The organism is Thermodesulforhabdaceae bacterium (assembly GCA_037482015.1).
Classification (GTDB): domain Bacteria; phylum Desulfobacterota; class Syntrophobacteria; order Syntrophobacterales; family Thermodesulforhabdaceae; genus JAOACS01.
Genome location: JBBFKT010000003.1, coordinates 191,908 through 208,860 on the forward strand (window position 1 = coordinate 191,908; position 16,953 = coordinate 208,860).

Here is a 16,953-nt window from a genome sequence, read left to right on the forward strand (position 1 = left end):
ATATAAGGCTTGAAAACATAAAGTATCAAAAGGGGGATTGTAATTATGGTTATCACCAAAACGACATTAAAGAAAAAACGCCGTTTCTTTAAGCACAAAAAAGCTTGCCGCTTCTGCATGGACAGTTCTCTCAAGATAGATTACAAAGATGCTAATTTACTTCAGCATTTTCTAACTGAGCGAGCAAAAATTGTCCCAAGAAGAATCACCGGAAACTGTGCAAAACATCAGAGACAGTTGAGCGAAGCCATTAAGCGAGCAAGACAAATTGCTCTTCTCCCATATACAACTGTTACACCAATTTAATGGATCAAATTACGTGGATCCCCGAACATGAAAATAGAAGGCTTTGCAGGAAACATTCCTCCTATCGTTCCGATAAAAACGAGGCAGATCTTGCTCTGGATCTGCCTTTCCATATTTTTTTTCACCTTTGTATTTTGGTTTCCTGCTGGTGGTTTCATAGGGGGTATCCTTGCTTCTTTTCCTTCGTCGTTTGCTGTTTACCAGTGGGGAATTCCGTCAGGATTGATAGTTCCAGTCGGAACCCTGCTTAGCGGAGGAGTTGTTTTTGCCATTTTGGGGGGTGTGGCAGCCCTTCCCTACTTTGGGCTGTTTCTGCTCATGGGAAGTCTCATTGGTTTAAACGGACGCATTAACCGAAGTCTCGACTATTCTGTTTTTATGCCCGTAGCGATAGTGTTTATCTCAGGGGCAACCATGTTCTGGCTCCAGGTGCGAAATGTAGAAGAAGGCTCACTTTGGGATACACTCGCCAGGAGAGTTGCTCAAACTGTTGTGCTAATTGCAAAAGAGCACGGCAATGGTAACGTCAAGATCACTCCTTACGTGGAAGAACAAATTGGCCAGGCTGTTCATTTTATGGTAAGACTTCTTCCTGGAATTTCCTTTGCTTCACTTTTACTAACTGGAGCTATTAATGCCTTAGCCACCAGGCGCTATGCTGAGAAACAGGGATTTTCTCTCCCCAAATGGCAGGAAACAGCAAAATGGCGATCATCTGATTGGCTTGTGTGGTTTCTCATTGGAGCAGGTTTTTTAACCCTGGTCCCAGCATCTCGCATACTCGGACTCAATATCCTGATTGCTCTCGGCACGATCTACCTCTTCCAAGGACTTTCTATCATGCTATTTTTCCTATCCCAATGGAGATTGCCTTTATGGTCAAGGATACTGCTTACAGTGTTTGCCATAACTCAACAATACCTGGCTATTGCCCTAGCCTTATTGGGACTATTTGATGTCTGGTTTGATATACGACGAATTGAAACCAAAACTAAGGACATAAAGGAGTGACGGAAGAATGAAGTCAGTTGAAGTCATTATAGTTGAAAACGTTCCCACCCTGGGTCAAATCGGTGAGGTGGTAAAAGTCCGAGCTGGCTACGCCAGGAATTATCTTATACCCAAAGGTCTCGCTATTCCGGCAACCGGGAAGAACGTAAAGGAATTGGAACATCAAAAACGAATGCTGGCGAGAAAAAGAGAACTCTTCCGTCAGCATCTTATGAGCATTGCCGAAAAGCTAAATAGTGTAACTCTCACCATGAAACGTAAGGTTGCAGAAGAAAATAAACTTTACGGCTCGGTAAGTGCTATGGACATCCTTGAAGCGTTACATGAGATGGGATTTAAGGAACTCAATCGAAAAAGCATTGTGCTTGAACAACCCATAAAAACAACTGGGGAATTTACTGTGCCAATAAGAGTGGAGGCTGAGATCAAGACACAGATCAAAGTCATCGTGGAACCAGAAGGATAATGCCAACCCTTATTGAGGAAGCTCAGCATATTCCTCCTCACAGCAAAGAGGCGGAGCAGTCTCTACTGGGAGGACTTCTGCAGGATCAAGATGCTGTGCCGGGGGTGCTTGAAATCCTTAAGGGGGATGATTTTTTCATCCCCTCCCACAGAAAAATATTCAAAGCCATAACTGAATTGTTCGGCGAAAATCAACCCATAGATCTTGTAACCGTTGCTGAACGGCTTAGAACAAAGGGTGAGTTGGAATCTATAGGTGGGGCAACATACCTTGCTCAACTCACCGAGCGGGTTTTTTCGGCAGAACATGCTGTAACCTATGCAAAAATTATCGCTGACAAAGCTATACTTCGCCGTCTTATAGAGACTTCTGGAAAAATCGCCGGATGGTGCTACGAAAATCCAGAAAGCGTAGATGAAGTGCTGGATCGAGCCGAATCATCCATCTTTTCGCTTTCTGAAGCTCGCATTCAGAGTTCTTACTTTCCCATAGAAAGCATAGTCAAAGAAAATTTGCTCCGCATTGAAGCTCTAAAAAATCGCCAAGAGATCGTAACAGGAGTTCCATCTCATTTCACCGATCTTGATAGACTAACGGCCGGTTTCCAAAAGGGTGATCTCATAATTATTGCTGGACGACCTGGCATGGGGAAAACAGCTTTCGCTCTCAATATAGCTCGCAATGTTGCTGTAGAAAGCGAGATTCCGGTTGCGTTTTTCTCACTGGAGATGAGCAAAGAACAAATAGGGATGAGACTCATGTGCATGGAAGCCCGCGTTGATTCTCAAAAAGTCAGGACCGGTTTCATCAGCCAGGAGGAATGTGCCAGATTGATGGCAACTGGGCAGGTTTTTATGCGAACTTCGCTTTTTGTCGATGATCAGCCCGCAATCACGCCTTTGGAACTTAGAGCCAAGGCGAGAAGAATTATGGCAGAAAGAGGCTTGGGCATAATCATTGTGGATTATCTCCAGCTCATGAGAATCAACGAAAGACTGGAACGACGTGAACAGGAAATTTCAGAAATATCTCGTTCATTAAAGGCTCTCGCAAAAGAACTCAATATCCCTGTCATCGCACTGTCCCAGCTAAACCGCAAAGTAGAAGAACGCCATGATAAACGACCTCAGCTAAGTGATTTGAGAGAATCTGGAGCCATTGAACAGGATGCGGATGTGATCATTTTTCTCTATCGCGATGAGGTTTACAACAAAGACACAAACGATAAAGGCATTGTTGAAGTGCTCGTAAGAAAACAGCGAAACGGTCCAACGGGAGAATTAAAGCTTAGTTTTATAGGATCTTACACAAAGTTTGAAAATCTAGCTCGGGAAAGTGACTGGAAGGTGTAACACAATGGAAAAACAAATGATCTCCGACAACTTTTGGAACATCGAACTGGAGACGCTTTCAAGAGACAAATTGGAATCTCTTCAGGAAGAGCGATTTATAAAGACGGTCAGGCTTGCATGGGAATCTCCTTTTTACAAAGAAAAGTTGACCAAAGCAGGATTAACTCCCGACAGTATTAACAGTCTGGCAGACCTGCAAAAACTTCCCTTTACGGATAAACAGGATCTTCGATCATCTTATCCCTACGGATTTCTGTGTGTCCCGAAAGACCGGCTTATTCGAGTTCATGTTTCTTCTGGCACCACTGGTCAGGCAACGGCGATTTTCTACACAAGATCTGATATTTCCGCCTGGGCAGAACTCATGGCAAGATGCATGTATATGACGGGAGCTCGTCCTGGTGATGTTTTTCAAAACATGACCGGTTATGGACTTTTTACTGGAGGACTTGGCTTTCACTACGGAGCAGAACTCATAGGGCTCTTGACCGTTCCATCTGGAGCGGGTAATAGCAAACGCCAGCTCCAGCTTATGAGAGATTTTGGCACTACCGTTATCCACATTATTCCCAGTTATGCTCTGAGGTTTATGGACTATCTTGTAGAACAGGGTGTAGATCCAAAACGAGATCTGAACTTGAGAATTGCTTACCTAGGAGCTGAGCCTTATTCTGAAGAAGTCCGCAAGAGAGTGGAAGAATTTTACGGGGTCAAAGTATATAACAGCTACGGCTTGTCAGAAATGAACGGGCCCGGGGTTGCCTTTGAATGTCCCTACCAGAATGGGATGCACCTTTGGGAAGATTCTTATATAGTGGAAATTATCAATCCCGAGACCGGAGAACCTGTTCCCGAAGGCACAATAGGGGAACTGGTGTTGACCACCATCAATCGTGAAGGGATGCCTCTACTGAGATACCGCACAAAAGATCTTACCAGAATTATATCGGGTCCCTGCTTATGCGGGCGAAACCATATAAGAATAGATAGAATTCAGGGCAGATCTGATGATATGTTCATCATTAAAGGGGTCAACATCTTCCCAATTCAAATAGAACAGGTGCTCATGGCAATACCTGAAGTTGGAACAAATTACAGGATTGTATTAAAGCGGGAAAAAAATGTGGATGAGATGATCGTCCAAGTTGAAGTAACCGACAAAGTTTTTGTGGAAGATATGAGAGAACTGAATCGACTGAGAAGCAAGATCCAGCATGAACTTAGAAGTGAACTTTTAGTTACACCAAATGTTGAATTGGTAGAACCCAACGGGTTGCCGAGGCAGGAAGGGAAAGCCGTAAGACTTATTGACCTAAGAAATCAACAGGTCTAGTGTGTGTCTCTTGAAGCTTCCAACATAGTAAAGCATTCTTTGCAGAGGTGTTCACCATCGATGAAGATAATTTCTTCGTAAGAGAAGCTGCTATTGCAGCATTCGCATTTCACTTTGGGAAACAATATATCTTCATTCCGGGGATTTTGCTTTTCAACCATGTAGTATTTACTCCCAGGTTTTGGCGATTACAAGAACCGAGCAAACAAAATTTACACCATACTAAATCAAATCTCAAAAAATTTCTGGTTCCACTTAGAGTGTTATAAACTTCATGCGATTACCCACGTTGCGGGAGCACGTTTCTGGGGGAAAATTTTAAAATACTCTCTCGTGTTCATATCTGCATGATAGAAAATTTTCGAATACTCTCTGGTTTTACTGAGGGTATTCGAAAACTTCTCTTATGGGATGGCAAAGTAACATAAACCACAAAAAACGCAGGGATAGAACTCAACCTGAAAGACCTTTTCAGACACTGGCAGTTAAGAAAACGACCCAATATGTGATTCGCCAGAATTGGAATAGTAGCGGTCAGTTTGACCGATCCCATCCCACACCACCCGGCATGCAGGTCCGCACCAGGCGGTTCGAGAAGTTGAGTAGACAGTTACTACGGCCTCTGCTCACTTCTCGCTCCGGCTCACCACCGTCACCCTTTCGGGTGCATGTAGGGGCGACGCATCCGTCGCCCATTTAATTTGGTGCGCCCGGCATGGGAAAAATTTTCGAACACTCTCCCGGCTTTACTTGACAGGGGATGGTTTTTTCATGTAGTAAGTGAACATCCTGCTTAGGAAACAAGAGTCGGGGCGTGGCGCAGCCTGGTTAGCGCACTAGCATGGGGAGCTAGGGGTCGGCGGTTCAAATCCGCCCGTCCCGACCATCTTTCTAATCCGTCGTAACGATGAGGCTGTTTTAGAATTTTCTCCACCAGCCGGTGAAAAAACATAGACCACAAAATCGCAGAGATGAAAATCGGCTAACATTCTGTATATTTGCTGAGAAATGAAGCTTTTATTATCTGAAACATATAACGCCATAAACTCTTTAATCGTGTAAACGATTCTCACCTGTTTTTTTCTATCCATAGAGCATTACCAGCTGAGCCTAATATAACCTTAAGATTTTGCATAATGAATCAATTTTTTCTTGACTCAAACTTCAAGTTCATTGTATCAGGAAAAGGCGTAGTTGGTTTCTATCTCAACTCTCGCTGCAGAGTTCATCATGGTTTTTCTTCATCTTGCTCTCTGGATGCCGTTAAAGCTCTTTGGAAAAAATCGCTTCAAGGTAAACCCAGCCATAATTCAAGAAGCCCTCTGTTTTGGGTTACTATTTCAGAAATTCTTATTTAGTTTGGTGGTGTTTCATATGCTAGAACTCGGGGAAATAAATGAATTTAAATGGAGGGGGTGAGAAACATCAAGAACTAAGGGGACAATCCATTTTTTAAGGCAAGGGGCTTTTTGTCTGGCAAAATCCAACACTTAAACTCAAGCCATCAAAAAGGAGTGACGTATGGCGGGCGAGTTGAGACCAAGGTGGGGACAACCGTTAACAGGAATTATCTCTCTTATTTGTTTTACCATTATAGCTCTTATTACATGGTATATTTTCAGTGATCCTAGAGGTCCCGTAAAGGCTTTTCCGTATCCCTTTGTTCTCTGGCTAGCTATGATGATTCTCGTCGGATTATGGCAGCATATGTTCCTAGGCGATTGGCCATTTCATAATCTCCCTCAACCTGCCAGAGGCATTGTCGAAACAATTGTAAATATTATTCTTGTCTGGTTCGTGATTCATGTAGTCTTTTATAAGATTCTTGGGCTAGGTTTTAATTTCCTCAGCCAGACTAACCTTAACGCATTGGCGGAAGCAGGGCAAATTGTCGGCCCTGACGGTAAAGCAATGACTCTTGAAGCTATGAAAAAGGCTCATTTTGCCGAAAGTGCTGTAGTTTGTTTTGTGCTTATCGGCTTCTTCTCTTATCCTTTTGTAACTATTCTTTTCGGCAAATGGCCCATCCGTCCAAGTAACCTTACTCAACCTCAAGCAGGGCTTGCAGAACTCGGGTGGTGTTCACTATTAACACTCTTTTTCTACACCATTCTCATTGTGCCTTTCTGGGGTCTTATATTCGGCAAGGTATATGGAAAATCCGTTGCTCTTAACTTCCCCTGGTGGGAGAGCCTTGTGGGCATCAACCATGTGCACTGGGTATTCGGCTGGTGGGAGTGGATGATCATCGTGCTGTTTATGACTCCAAACGTGTGGAGAATGAAACCCTGGACGCTCATTGATCTTCCTCAACCATGGAAAGGACTTATTTCCTTTATATGCGTCTTTATTCTGGGTTATATTATCGCCTATATCTGCACCAAAGTTGCTCCTCTATGGCTTCCCGAAGAAACAATACATGAACTTGCAAAGGCTAAACCTAATAACGCCGAACTTGTTCGTTTCCTCTGGTATCATGCGGCAGAAATTGCAGGCTTTACTCTAATTCCATTCCTTGCATGGCATCATTATTTTGATGATATATGCCCCATGAAAGACAAAGACTCCTGGGGAGCTTTCTGGTTCAGAACCGTTGGAGTGCTCGTATTTGCAGCGATTATCTACATTATCTTCTACTATCTTAACTTTGGACACTGGGGACTCGGGAATCATCATATGGAAGAACTCGCTCATCGCTTCCCCTATGGAGAATCTCTCGTATGGAACTTCTGGTGGATCATTCCGCTACTTTGGAACGAATGGTTCTTCCACAAATGGCCATTCTATGTGCATGATGAACATCATCACTAATTAGAAACCCTTAAAAACAAAAGCTCCCAGGGTAGCTGCAATGCTCCGGGAGCTTTTTAGTTTTGAAAAAAAATCATTTCAGAAACCCCGGAAGCCACATGCTGATAGGACTCCAATAGGTAACCAAAAGTAGATCCACAATGATAACAATCAAAAAGGGAAAGACAGCTCTTGCAGTTGCCTCCACTCTTTCTCCAGAAATGCCACAGGCAACTATTAGACAAATCCCCAAAGGAGGTGTAAGCATTCCAATGGCTAGATTTAAAACTACTATCATGCCGAGTTGCACTATGTCGATTCCAAGTTGGGGAAAGATCTGCATGATAATAGGCACAAACAGGATTAGAGCTGCAGTTGTTTCAACAAAGGTTCCGACAATAAGAAGCACAATATTTATAATTAACAGCAGAAACGTGGGATTTTCCGTAAGGCTAAAAAGGCCTTGAGCAATCACTGCAGGAATCCGTTCAATCGCCATAACCCAACTGAAAACCGACGCAGCTGATATTATAAAAAGCACCAGACTGGCAGTAATACTTCCTTTTAGAATAAGCCCAGGCAAATCAGCTAGATTGAGTTCCTTATATACAATCAGTCCGACAAAAAGGGCATAAAGAGTAGCAATAGAAGCTGATTCTGTGGCTGTAAAAATTCCCGCAAGGATTCCACCTAAAATTATTGCAGGAGTAGCCAGAGCCCATTTAGCTTCCCAAAAAGCTTTAATAAGACGCTTTGCAGAGAAAGTTTTCCTTTCTCGAATACCTTCCTGCCAGCACCTGATCAGGGCTACAATCATCAAGCTTATCCCAATAAGAATACCCGGAAGAATACCCGCTGCAAAAAGCTTGCTTATGGACGCTCCTGTAAGAAATCCAAAAATGATCATAGGAATGCTCGGAGGAATAATAACTCCCAGAGACCCACTCGAAGCTATAACTGCACTGGCGAAAGCAGGTCGGTATCCTTTCCTGATCATAGCCGGGATCATTATGCTTCCAACGGCAGCAGTGTCGGCTGCAGCGGATCCCGAAATGCCGCCAAAGAACATAGCGGAAATAATACTTACAGTGGTAAGCCCTCCAGGAATCCAACCAACCAGAGCTTCAGCAAAATCTACGATCCGTCTGGAAATTCCCCCGGCTTCCATGATAAAGCCAGCATACATGAAAAGCGGCACAGCAAGAAGAGGAAATGAATCCACTCCAGCGTAAAGTCTCTGTATAAAAATAAGAGGTGAAATGTCAGATTTAATGAAAAACACAACCAAAGAAGCCGATCCAATGGCAACAGCAATAGGGGTGTTTACAAGGAACAACACAAAAAGAATTAGACAAAACAAAAGGGTTACCACTTGCTCAGCCCTTCTCTCAAAAGATCTAAGTTGTGAATGATGAAAACTAATCCACTTAGAGGAATAACCGAATAGGTAAAACTACCTGGAATCCCAAGCGCCGCAGTCTTGAGCATGGAAGCAAAAAACACAAATTTAATACCCAATACGATAAATGTTACGAAGAAGCAGAAAGATGCCGCCCAGGCAATCAAAAAAGAAAGTTTTCGAGCCGAAAATGGAAGCTTTCTAACCATAAAATCGATACCAATATGAAGTTTTCTTTTGTAAGCAATTGTGGACCCGAGGAAGGTCAGCCATACCAGAATGATACGCCCAACTTCCTCGGACCAAAAAAGAGAGTGATTGAACACATAGCGAGCGACAACCTGGGAACCCATAACCAAGATCATAATAATTCCAAGGACAGCTACAACCACCTCAATCAGACGATTCAGACGATCGCTCAAAATTTTGCACCAATTCCAGAATCTTACCATACTTCAGCAAGATCAGAAGATCATTATCGCTTAAGAAATAGAGGAAGAACTTCTTGAACCTCTTTAACCTGGAAAATATCTAGTTTCTGAATGTCCTTCGCTTTTTCTCTAAAAGACTGAATATCTGGATTTTCATCCACTATCATGCCCGCTTCCTTGAGATTTTTCAGGAATGTCGCCTCGTTTTCACGATTCCATTTTCTCTGGTAGTGAGCCGCCTCGACCATGGCTTCCTGGATTAACTTTTGATCTTCTGGTGGAAGGCTGTTAAACCACTTCAAATTAGCTATATCAATGTGGGATGAATAAACATGCTTTGTCAAAGATAGATATTTTTGAACTTCGTGAAGCTTGTAAGTCCATATTACTGACAAAGGATTTTCTTGCCCATCTATTGTGCCCTGCTGAAGTTCGGTATAAATAGGCCATCCCATAGGGGTCGGATTCGCACCAAGAAGACGCCACAATTCCTTATGAAGCACGGATTCCATAACTCTTATCTTCAGTCCTTCCACGTCTTTGACCGAATGAACAGGCCGTTTGCTGTTGGTTAGATGGCGAAAACCGTTTTCCGAAAAAGCCAATCCCTTAAAGCCAACTTTCTCCAGACGTTTAAGAATCTCCTTACCCGGAGAACCATCCAACATAGCATCAACCTGCTCATAAGAATCAAACAAAAAAGGATAGTCAACCACTCGAGCCTCTGGCAAAAACACATCAAAAGGTCCGGAAGTAATAATAGCCATCTGAACTGTGCCTAACTGCACCTGCTGAAGAATCTCCGTTTCAGTGCCAAGGGAAGCACTGTGATATATCGTAACAGTATATTTAGGAGATCGACTTTCAAGAAGCTCTTTGAATTTTTCAGCGCAGATATTTTGAGCTGACCCGGGTTTGGTAACAACACCAAGCTTGATTTCTTCCTTAGCATAGGAAGGTGTAATCAAACAGGTCACCAAAAGTAAGCAGGCAGCAAATCTAAATAAGTTTTTCATACCTTCTTCTCCTCTTCTGAGTTGTCAATGTTTACCGTTACGTCCCTGTTAAATCACACATAAAGGCAAATCGCTCCTTTAGTCAAGCATGGCAGGTGCTGTTAGAAAACTTCCCTTACGGGGTGGCAAAGTGGCATAAACCATAGAAACGAGGGTGTTCGAAAAAATATCGCGATGACAAGTCACATTTGCATGTCGTAGGGACATGCCATGCCCCTACAAATTACGCTCTATCTTTTAACGACCTCGTCCCAATGTTCTCAAAACGCAGGTTGTTAAAAGATCCCATAAGTAAAGGATAATTTACGAACACCCTCTTCAAAGGCATTGATTTTTTTATCGGAATGATTAATCAAAAAATCGATTTTTAATTTTATAAATCAATAAAAAGGAGGCTGTTATGCCAATTTTTGAGTATCAATGTGGCACCTGCGGACATCGTTTTGAAACCCTGGTATTGAAAACGAGCGAGGGAAAAGATGAAATTGTAACCTGCCCCGCCTGTGGCGATTCCAACTGCGTTAGGTTAATTTCGCTCTGCTTTTCAGCACGAAGCGGATCCACTATTACTTCCCCGGGAGTAAGTTGCGGGACAACGAAGAGCGGAATTGGTTGAGCCTAAACACTAACGTTCGCGTCGCGAACATAAATCCAAAACCATTTTATAATTTGATAATTAGCCGGGATTTCCCCGGCTAATTATTTGAATCCTTTCCACCAAAAATCTTGCCAAAAAAAATAGAATGTGCCATCCGACTCGTTGAATCCAGATGTAACTGCGAAAAACATTTAAGGAGTTATTAGATGGGCGGTTATGTGCCTGAATGGGAAAGGGTGTGCCAGCTTCTGACGAATTGCTCTCGCTATTTTGCCATACTTCTCAGGCGCTTTCCTGAACATGAAGAATGGCTACGTCAAAAATTATCTCGACGGTTTGCCATAACTGAACTTTACAAAAGCTTGTCAGAAAAACTTTTTCCACTACCGGAAAAAAATCTGTGGACACATGTGGCAAAAACCTTCAGAAGCTTCAAACAGCAGCACTTCCTGAGGCTCGGAGCAAGAAGCCTTTTGCAAATGGATTCATTTTCCGAAACCGTTTCCCAGCTTTCGGATTTAGCAATAACCTTTTTGCAGACAGCTCTAAAAATCCTTCTGGATCATCCAGACTTATGGTTATCTGGCGATAAAGATATTGTAATATGGGAACAAGCCAGGGACCGTATAAAACTTGTTATTCTTGGCATGGGAAAGCTGGGGGGTAGGGAACTTAACTTCGTTTCCGATATTGACCTTCTTTTCCTTTACGACGCTCCATCCAGAGAAGAAGCAAGCATTGCTCAGGAATTTCTCCCCAGGCTGGCTCAAACCCTATCCCTTCTTCTTTCGGATATGATTGAAGGAGATCGAGTTTTTCTCGTCGATCTTAGACTTCGCCCAGGTGGCAAAGATGGGGAACTTGTGCCTTCTCTTTCCTATGCTGTTCATTACTACTTGCTGGAAGGAAAACCCTGGGAGAGACTAGCTCTCATAAAAGCCGCTCCTGTCGCAGGCGATATAGGTCTCGGTAATCAATTTCTTTCTGAAGTTCATCCCTTCGTTTTCAGAAGGTTTCTGGATTTCCAGGCAATAGACGAGATTAAGAAAATGCGGGATCGCATGTTAAAGGAGACACCCCAAGATCAGCCAGGCCCAGGTTATAACGTAAAACTAGGAAAAGGTGGAATACGGGAAATAGAATTCCTCGTGCAGTCTTTACAGCTAACTTACGGGGGACGTAAGAAAAATCTACGAGATAGAAACACCCTAAGATGCATAGAGGAGCTAAAAAATGAAGGACTTCTAAAAGATAGCGAAGCAAAAGCTCTCTCAGACGCTTATGTATTCTTAAGAGAACTGGAACATTGGGTGCAACTTGACGAAAACCGTCAGGCTCACACAATCCCTCGAGATCCTATTTCATTTCAAAGGCTTGTTCAGGCTCTTGGATGCTCCGATACCGAAGAACTGTTCAATCGTCTTAAAACTTACACCGAGGTGGTGCGGTGGCATTTTGAACGGCTTTTTACAGCTTCCGATAACTCTAAAGATCAAGATTTACCAGAGAAAGAACTCGCTCCTTCTTACCCAACACTTCCACCGTGGCTTGAAGAAAGTCTGGGAGCAGACCTGGCCAGGCAAAGCTGGGAAATTCTTGTAGGGGAACAAAATAGCAAAGACATGCCAAACTATTTCTCCCCATTATCAGAAACCCGTCTTAAAAGATGGGCCCAATCTGTTGAAAAGCGCCCTGGTTTATTGAAATTTCTGGCATCACCAAAGGCAAAGGAAAAGAACGTTCTTGCAAAAGCTCTTTCTCTGGTTACCAGAACCCCTCTCATGGGGGAACTTCTTATACAGACTCCGTCGCTGGCTGAAAGTTTTACGGAAGATTTTGAAAGTGAACATCACATCTGTTCCCATGATGTTTGGAAAAACCGTGCAAATGAAATTCTTTTAGACACCGGAACTTTTGAAGATGCTCTTATGTGGCTTCGACGTCTCAAAAACGAGCGTCTCTTACATATAGCCCTATGGGATATAACCTTCAACCCACCTATAAAGGACCTAGAAAAAGAACTTTCCCTTCTTGCAGATTTTTTCGTTCAGTCAACTTATCGTATTGTCTGTTCCCATGTAATTAAACGTTCCCCCGAATCATATCCCCTTATAGTTGCGGCTATGGGGAGATGGGGAAGTTTTGAGATGGGCTACCGATCTGATCTGGATCTAGTATTTGTTTATAATCCCCAGCAAAACGAAGAAAGATCTGAGATTCCAGAAGATGTAACCAGGCTCATTCAGCGATTCATTCGTCTCATATCAATGTATCTTCAGGAAGGACCTGGATATGAAGTTGATATGAGGCTCCGCCCTACGGGAAACTACGGTCCTTTGGTAGTAACTTATCCAACCTGGGAAGAATATTACGAAAACCGAGCGGACATCTGGGAGATTGCATCTCTTTTAAGGTTTCGCCCCATTGTTGGGGATCCAAATCTGGCAGAAAAGCTCAGAAACAAAGCTCGGGATTTCTGTTTCCAGGATCGACCCATCGAAAAGGTTTTGAAACGGCTCTGTGAGCTAAAAACAAGAATGGAAGAAGAACGAACAAACGAAAGTGAAAATGCTATTCATCTTAAGCTGGGACGAGGTGGTTTGGTGGAACTTGAATTTTGGTGTCAAGCAACCGCAATTAGTGGGAAAATTCCCGAAATTAACCATCCACTTATTGTGCTGGATACTCTTCCTGTTGTGCTCGACCTGTGGCAAATGTCAGAAAGCGAAAAAAAGGAACTTCTTCGAGCTTATTCAGTTTTAAGGAAACTACAACACAGAGTTGATTTACTTGGCAAAAATGTGGAAGAAATTACCGAGGAGGATCTGGATGTTTTGAAAAAACTGGGATTGTGGGCAGAAGATGCAGATTTGGAAAAATATCAAGACTGGAATGACATCCAGCGACTGCGTCGCTCCATCCACTCTAGATGGAAACGCCTCTGCCATGAAATAAAGGAGGAGATGTTATGAAAAAAGTGGTTATTTGTGCGTTTCGAGGTGAACCAATGTGTTTCATTCATGTGCTTCTAAATGCTCTTGATATGTACGAAAAAGGACTCGAAGGAAAAATAATCGTTGAAGGAGAAAGTGTAAAGCTGATTCCTGAAATGGAAAAACCCGATCATTTCCTTCATAGCTTGTATTTAAGAGCCAAAACTGCCAACCTTATAGTGGCTGTCTGTCGAGCCTGTTCGCAGAAGCTTGGAGTTCTTGAAGCTGTTGAAGCGTCGGGACTTCCTGTGGTAGCCGATATGATGGGACATGTAAGTATTGGAAAATTTATTGCAGAAGGTTATGAGATCATAACTTTATAAATTGGGAGAAAAATGGATATGGTGACAAAGTCCTTAAGGATCCTAGTTGTAGGAAGTGGAGCTATCGGTGGATTCTACGCAGGGAAACTCGTCCAGAGCGGTGTTAAGGTAGATCTTTTGTGTCGCTCCGATTATGAAGTTATTAAAACCAGCGGAGTTAAAATCCAAAGCATCTGGGGAGATTTTCATTACTTTCCAGCGAAGGTGTTCTCCGTAAAGGAAACTTCCGTAGAAGCCCCTTACGATTATGTTATCGTATGCACAAAAGTATTACCATCCATCAATGTTCCTTCCATTATTCGTCCCTTTGTGGGAAGCAAAACAGTGATAGTCCTAATACAAAACGGCATTGACATTGAACTTCCCGTGGCAGAAGCTTTCCCGGAAAACGAAATTCTCAGCGGGCTCGCTTTTATCTGCTGTGAAAGGAAAGCACCAGGAGAGATCCACCACACCGATTACGGAAGGCTTGTCATCGGGCTTTATCCAAAAGGAAAAAGCTCGTCAGCCGAAAAGCTTGTAGATCTTTTAAAAGCGTCAGGAGTTCCTGCCGACGTCACCGAAGATGTAATAACGGCAAGATGGGAAAAACTGGTGTGGAATGCGCCCTTCAACCCTATTTCGGTCCTTGCGGGTGGCTGCACGACCGACAAGATGGTCTCAACTCCGACGATAGAGTCTGTAGTTCGAGCGGTTATGGAAGAAGTGGTCGCTATTGCTAATGCTGACGGTAGCCCGGTCCGCCCATCCATTGTGGACGAACATATCAACGCCACAAAAATCATGAAGCCATACAAAACAAGCATGCTTTTGGATTATGAAGCAGGAAGACCCATGGAAGTGGAGGCCATTTTGGGTAATGCGGTAAGAAAAGCCGAAAAGCTCGGAGTTAAGGTCCCCCACATGAAAACTCTATACGGTCTCCTTTACATGTTTGAGCACTGCAACAGGAGCAACAACACTCACCCTTAATCATCCAAGTAAATTCCATATTCTAAAAAATAGCTGTTCTAAATTCTCCAAATCTAACGGAGAGTGCATGTCATATACCCAAAAATATGCGGGCTCTCTTGAGCCCTTTCATAAAATTTCTTATAATGTGAATGCGATAGAGACATCCTGTCAACGTCAGTATAAAATCTTTCCGAGGTGAAATTAAAAATGATAAGTAGCACATTTCTTCGAAAACTAGAAAGAGTTTCGCCCGACCTGCGCGACGTCCTGATCACTCTGGTAGAAGAAATTGAACGGCAAAGAGAGGAATCCGTAACCAAAAGAGAATTCAACGAACTGAGGGAAATAGTTAAAGACCTAGCGGAAGCTCAAAAGAAAACTGAGCAGAGAGTTAATGAACTAGCAGAAGCTCAAAGGAAAACCGAGCAAAGACTTAATGAACTAGCGGAAGCTCAAAGGAAAACCGAGCAAAGACTTAATGAACTAGCGGAAGCTCAAAGGAAAACCGAGGAAAGGCTCAATGACCTAGCCGAAGCCCAAAAGAAAACCGAACAAAGGCTTAATGAACTAGCTGAGGCTCAAAAGAAAACCGAGGAAGAACTAAAAAAGCTTGTCGGGGAACACAGAAAAACCAGAGAAGAACTTGGGGGGCTTTCTCATACTATTGGGTATATCCTCGAAGACCGAGCTTTTGCCCATCTTCCACGGTTGCTTAAAAAGGATGAGGGAATTGAGATTGATCCTGATGAGCTAAAAAGAGATTTCGTGGAAATCGCACCCGGACGTTATGAAGAAGTCAACATCCTTGGGAAGGGTTATAAAGGACACAAGCAGATCTGGATAATAGGTGAATGTAAGACTCAATTCAAAAAGAAAGACGTTGAAGACTTTCTTAAGAAACTTGCAAAAATAGAGCATCTTTTTCTTGGAGATCGCATACTCATTGCTGTAACTTACCAAACATCGCCTCAAGTAAGAGCACTGCTCAAAGAAAAGGGTATAAGGCTTTATTTTTCATATCAATTCGGTTTTTGATTTCTGATGTCAACCCTGCTGATTGTCTTTTTCAAATTTTTAGGAGCAGTTCAAGCTAAGATACTGTAATATCGTGATTTTCGCTTACGTCATCGCTAACTTCTTCAGTCCAAAACAAATCTGCCGTTTTGCGAGCAAGAAGTAAAAAACCCGTATGAGCAATCATTCTATCGGCAGGCCTTGTTCGATGTTCATTTATAAGCCAGTCTCGTTTAAGAATCTCAAAGATTTGAAAACACCTGAAACCCTTTTTTCTTAGGGCTCTCGCAACCATCTGAAGTTGAACAACCTGGGGACTCAGGCTCACAAGAATGCCTCCATCCTTAAGGAGCATTGAAGCGCTATCTACGGCTCGCCACGGTTCGGGAAGGTCAAGAATAATTCGATCAAAAGTTGTATCAAATGGAGGAGATTCAATGTCAGCAACAACAAGTTGCCATGAAGAAGGTATTTCTCCAAAAACTTTCTGAATATTATCTCTCGCTAGACAGGCGAATTCGGGTCGTTTTTCAACCGATACCAATTTGCCATTCCCCCCCATAAAAGCCAGGAGAAACATCGTCAAAGCACCAGATCCGACCCCGCTTTCAAGCACTTTCATACCAGGACGAATGTCACCGTAACAAAGAATTGCTCCGATGTCTTTGGGATACATAATTTGAGTTCTACGCTTGATGTGGAAAAGGAAATCGGTCAGAGCGGGACGAAAAAACAAAAGTTTTGTACCGGAAGGAGTTTCCCAGAATTCACCTTCTCTTTTTGTCATTATTTCATCGTGGTGTATCGATCCCAAATGGCAGGAAAAGACTGCTCCCTTTTTTAAAAGCACCAACCAGTCCTTACCTTTTTGAGTAGTTATAAGCACCCATTCGCCTTCCTGAAAAAAGTCCATACAATGCTCCTGCTTTCAGATCGCTTTCAGCACAAGCTAAGCCGCCTTTTCATT

The 16,953-nt window shown here is 43.0% G+C and carries 15 protein-coding genes and 1 tRNA gene; 12 read left to right on the plus strand and 4 right to left on the minus strand.

Annotated features, from left to right (window positions below):
• The first annotated feature begins 45 nt into the window (after nt 1-45).
• From rpsR to WHS38_06305, 7 genes are all read left to right on the plus strand, one after another.
• Nucleotides 46-306, plus strand: a complete 261-nt coding sequence (gene rpsR, locus WHS38_06275) for a 30S ribosomal protein S18 (protein ID MEJ5300578.1) — start codon at nt 46-48, stop codon at nt 304-306.
• Nucleotides 307-333: 27 nt separating this feature from the next.
• Entirely contained in the window at nt 334-1,317 is a 984-nt protein-coding gene (locus tag WHS38_06280) for a DUF2232 domain-containing protein (GenBank protein ID MEJ5300579.1), read from the plus strand.
• 7 nt (nt 1,318-1,324) lie between these two features.
• On the plus strand, nt 1,325-1,783 hold the full coding sequence (rplI, locus tag WHS38_06285; protein MEJ5300580.1) for a 50S ribosomal protein L9: 459 nt from the start codon (nt 1,325-1,327) through the stop codon (nt 1,781-1,783).
• Nucleotides 1,783-3,135 (plus strand): replicative DNA helicase, encoded by a 1,353-nt coding sequence (gene dnaB / locus WHS38_06290; protein ID MEJ5300581.1) that lies wholly within the window; start codon nt 1,783-1,785, stop codon nt 3,133-3,135. The genes rplI and dnaB overlap by 1 nt, the downstream gene beginning before the upstream one ends.
• Before the next feature lie 4 nt (nt 3,136-3,139).
• A complete protein-coding gene (locus tag WHS38_06295) occupies nt 3,140-4,468 on the plus strand; it encodes a phenylacetate--CoA ligase (GenBank protein MEJ5300582.1) in 1,329 nt (442 codons plus the stop codon).
• 808 nt (nt 4,469-5,276) lie between these two features.
• Nucleotides 5,277-5,354: transfer RNA gene (locus tag WHS38_06300), tRNA-Pro, on the plus strand.
• Nucleotides 5,355-5,989: 635 nt separating this feature from the next.
• A complete protein-coding gene (locus WHS38_06305) occupies nt 5,990-7,279 on the plus strand; it encodes a hypothetical protein (GenBank protein MEJ5300583.1) in 1,290 nt (429 codons plus the stop codon).
• A gap of 73 nt (nt 7,280-7,352) precedes the next feature.
• Here WHS38_06305 and WHS38_06310 read toward each other — a convergent pair whose 3' ends face one another.
• The 3 genes from WHS38_06310 to WHS38_06320 are packed head-to-tail and all read right to left on the minus strand — an operon-like array spanning nt 7,353 to nt 10,104.
• Nucleotides 7,353-8,630: a TRAP transporter large permease gene (locus WHS38_06310; GenBank protein MEJ5300584.1), complete on the minus strand. Its 1,278-nt coding sequence runs from the start codon at nt 8,628-8,630 to the stop codon at nt 7,353-7,355.
• Nucleotides 8,624-9,079: a TRAP transporter small permease gene (locus WHS38_06315; GenBank protein ID MEJ5300585.1), complete on the minus strand. Its 456-nt coding sequence runs from the start codon at nt 9,077-9,079 to the stop codon at nt 8,624-8,626. Before WHS38_06315 ends, WHS38_06310 begins: the two co-directional genes overlap by 7 nt.
• 53 nt (nt 9,080-9,132) lie before the next feature.
• Nucleotides 9,133-10,104 carry a TRAP transporter substrate-binding protein gene (locus tag WHS38_06320; GenBank protein MEJ5300586.1) on the minus strand — a complete coding sequence of 324 codons (972 nt, stop codon included), beginning with the start codon at nt 10,102-10,104 and terminating at the stop codon, nt 9,133-9,135.
• 400 nt (nt 10,105-10,504) lie between these two features.
• Between WHS38_06320 and WHS38_06325 the strand changes: the two genes are divergently transcribed.
• The 5 genes from WHS38_06325 (at nt 10,505) to WHS38_06345 (ending at nt 16,007) form a co-directional block, all read left to right on the plus strand.
• On the plus strand, nt 10,505-10,720 hold the full coding sequence (locus WHS38_06325; GenBank protein ID MEJ5300587.1) for a zinc ribbon domain-containing protein: 216 nt from the start codon (nt 10,505-10,507) through the stop codon (nt 10,718-10,720).
• A 188-nt stretch (nt 10,721-10,908) separates the two neighbouring features.
• A complete protein-coding gene (locus WHS38_06330; protein ID MEJ5300588.1) occupies nt 10,909-13,674 on the plus strand; it encodes a hypothetical protein in 2,766 nt (921 codons plus the stop codon).
• Nucleotides 13,671-14,018 carry a hypothetical protein gene (locus WHS38_06335; protein MEJ5300589.1) on the plus strand — a complete coding sequence of 116 codons (348 nt, stop codon included), beginning with the start codon at nt 13,671-13,673 and terminating at the stop codon, nt 14,016-14,018. Before WHS38_06330 ends, WHS38_06335 begins: the two co-directional genes overlap by 4 nt.
• A gap of 18 nt (nt 14,019-14,036) precedes the next feature.
• On the plus strand, nt 14,037-14,990 hold the full coding sequence (locus tag WHS38_06340; protein ID MEJ5300590.1) for a 2-dehydropantoate 2-reductase: 954 nt from the start codon (nt 14,037-14,039) through the stop codon (nt 14,988-14,990).
• A gap of 189 nt (nt 14,991-15,179) precedes the next feature.
• Nucleotides 15,180-16,007: a hypothetical protein gene (locus WHS38_06345; GenBank protein MEJ5300591.1), complete on the plus strand. Its 828-nt coding sequence runs from the start codon at nt 15,180-15,182 to the stop codon at nt 16,005-16,007.
• A 55-nt stretch (nt 16,008-16,062) separates the two neighbouring features.
• Here the strand turns inward: WHS38_06345 and WHS38_06350 are convergent, their stop codons facing one another.
• Complete coding sequence (locus WHS38_06350; GenBank protein MEJ5300592.1) at nt 16,063-16,899, minus strand: tRNA (adenine-N1)-methyltransferase; 837 nt, start codon at nt 16,897-16,899, stop codon at nt 16,063-16,065.
• Between the last annotated feature and the right edge of the window lie 54 nt (nt 16,900-16,953).

What these genes read in the sequence shown, in the direction of transcription:
- rpsR (MEJ5300578.1), top strand. Translation starts at nt 46, where the DNA reads ATGGTTATCACCAAAACGACATTAAAGAAAAAACGCCGTTTCTTTAAG.
- WHS38_06280 (MEJ5300579.1), top strand. Translation starts at nt 334, where the DNA reads ATGAAAATAGAAGGCTTTGCAGGAAACATTCCTCCTATCGTTCCGATA.
- rplI (MEJ5300580.1), top strand. Translation starts at nt 1,325, where the DNA reads ATGAAGTCAGTTGAAGTCATTATAGTTGAAAACGTTCCCACCCTGGGT.
- dnaB (MEJ5300581.1), top strand. Translation starts at nt 1,783, where the DNA reads ATGCCAACCCTTATTGAGGAAGCTCAGCATATTCCTCCTCACAGCAAA.
- WHS38_06295 (MEJ5300582.1), top strand. Translation starts at nt 3,140, where the DNA reads ATGGAAAAACAAATGATCTCCGACAACTTTTGGAACATCGAACTGGAG.
- WHS38_06305 (MEJ5300583.1), top strand. Translation starts at nt 5,990, where the DNA reads ATGGCGGGCGAGTTGAGACCAAGGTGGGGACAACCGTTAACAGGAATT.
- WHS38_06320 (MEJ5300586.1), bottom strand. Translation starts at nt 10,104, where the DNA reads ATGAAAAACTTATTTAGATTTGCTGCCTGCTTACTTTTGGTGACCTGT.
- WHS38_06325 (MEJ5300587.1), top strand. Translation starts at nt 10,505, where the DNA reads ATGCCAATTTTTGAGTATCAATGTGGCACCTGCGGACATCGTTTTGAA.
- WHS38_06330 (MEJ5300588.1), top strand. Translation starts at nt 10,909, where the DNA reads ATGGGCGGTTATGTGCCTGAATGGGAAAGGGTGTGCCAGCTTCTGACG.
- WHS38_06335 (MEJ5300589.1), top strand. Translation starts at nt 13,671, where the DNA reads ATGAAAAAAGTGGTTATTTGTGCGTTTCGAGGTGAACCAATGTGTTTC.
- WHS38_06340 (MEJ5300590.1), top strand. Translation starts at nt 14,037, where the DNA reads ATGGTGACAAAGTCCTTAAGGATCCTAGTTGTAGGAAGTGGAGCTATC.
- WHS38_06345 (MEJ5300591.1), top strand. Translation starts at nt 15,180, where the DNA reads ATGATAAGTAGCACATTTCTTCGAAAACTAGAAAGAGTTTCGCCCGAC.
- WHS38_06350 (MEJ5300592.1), bottom strand. Translation starts at nt 16,899, where the DNA reads ATGGACTTTTTTCAGGAAGGCGAATGGGTGCTTATAACTACTCAAAAA.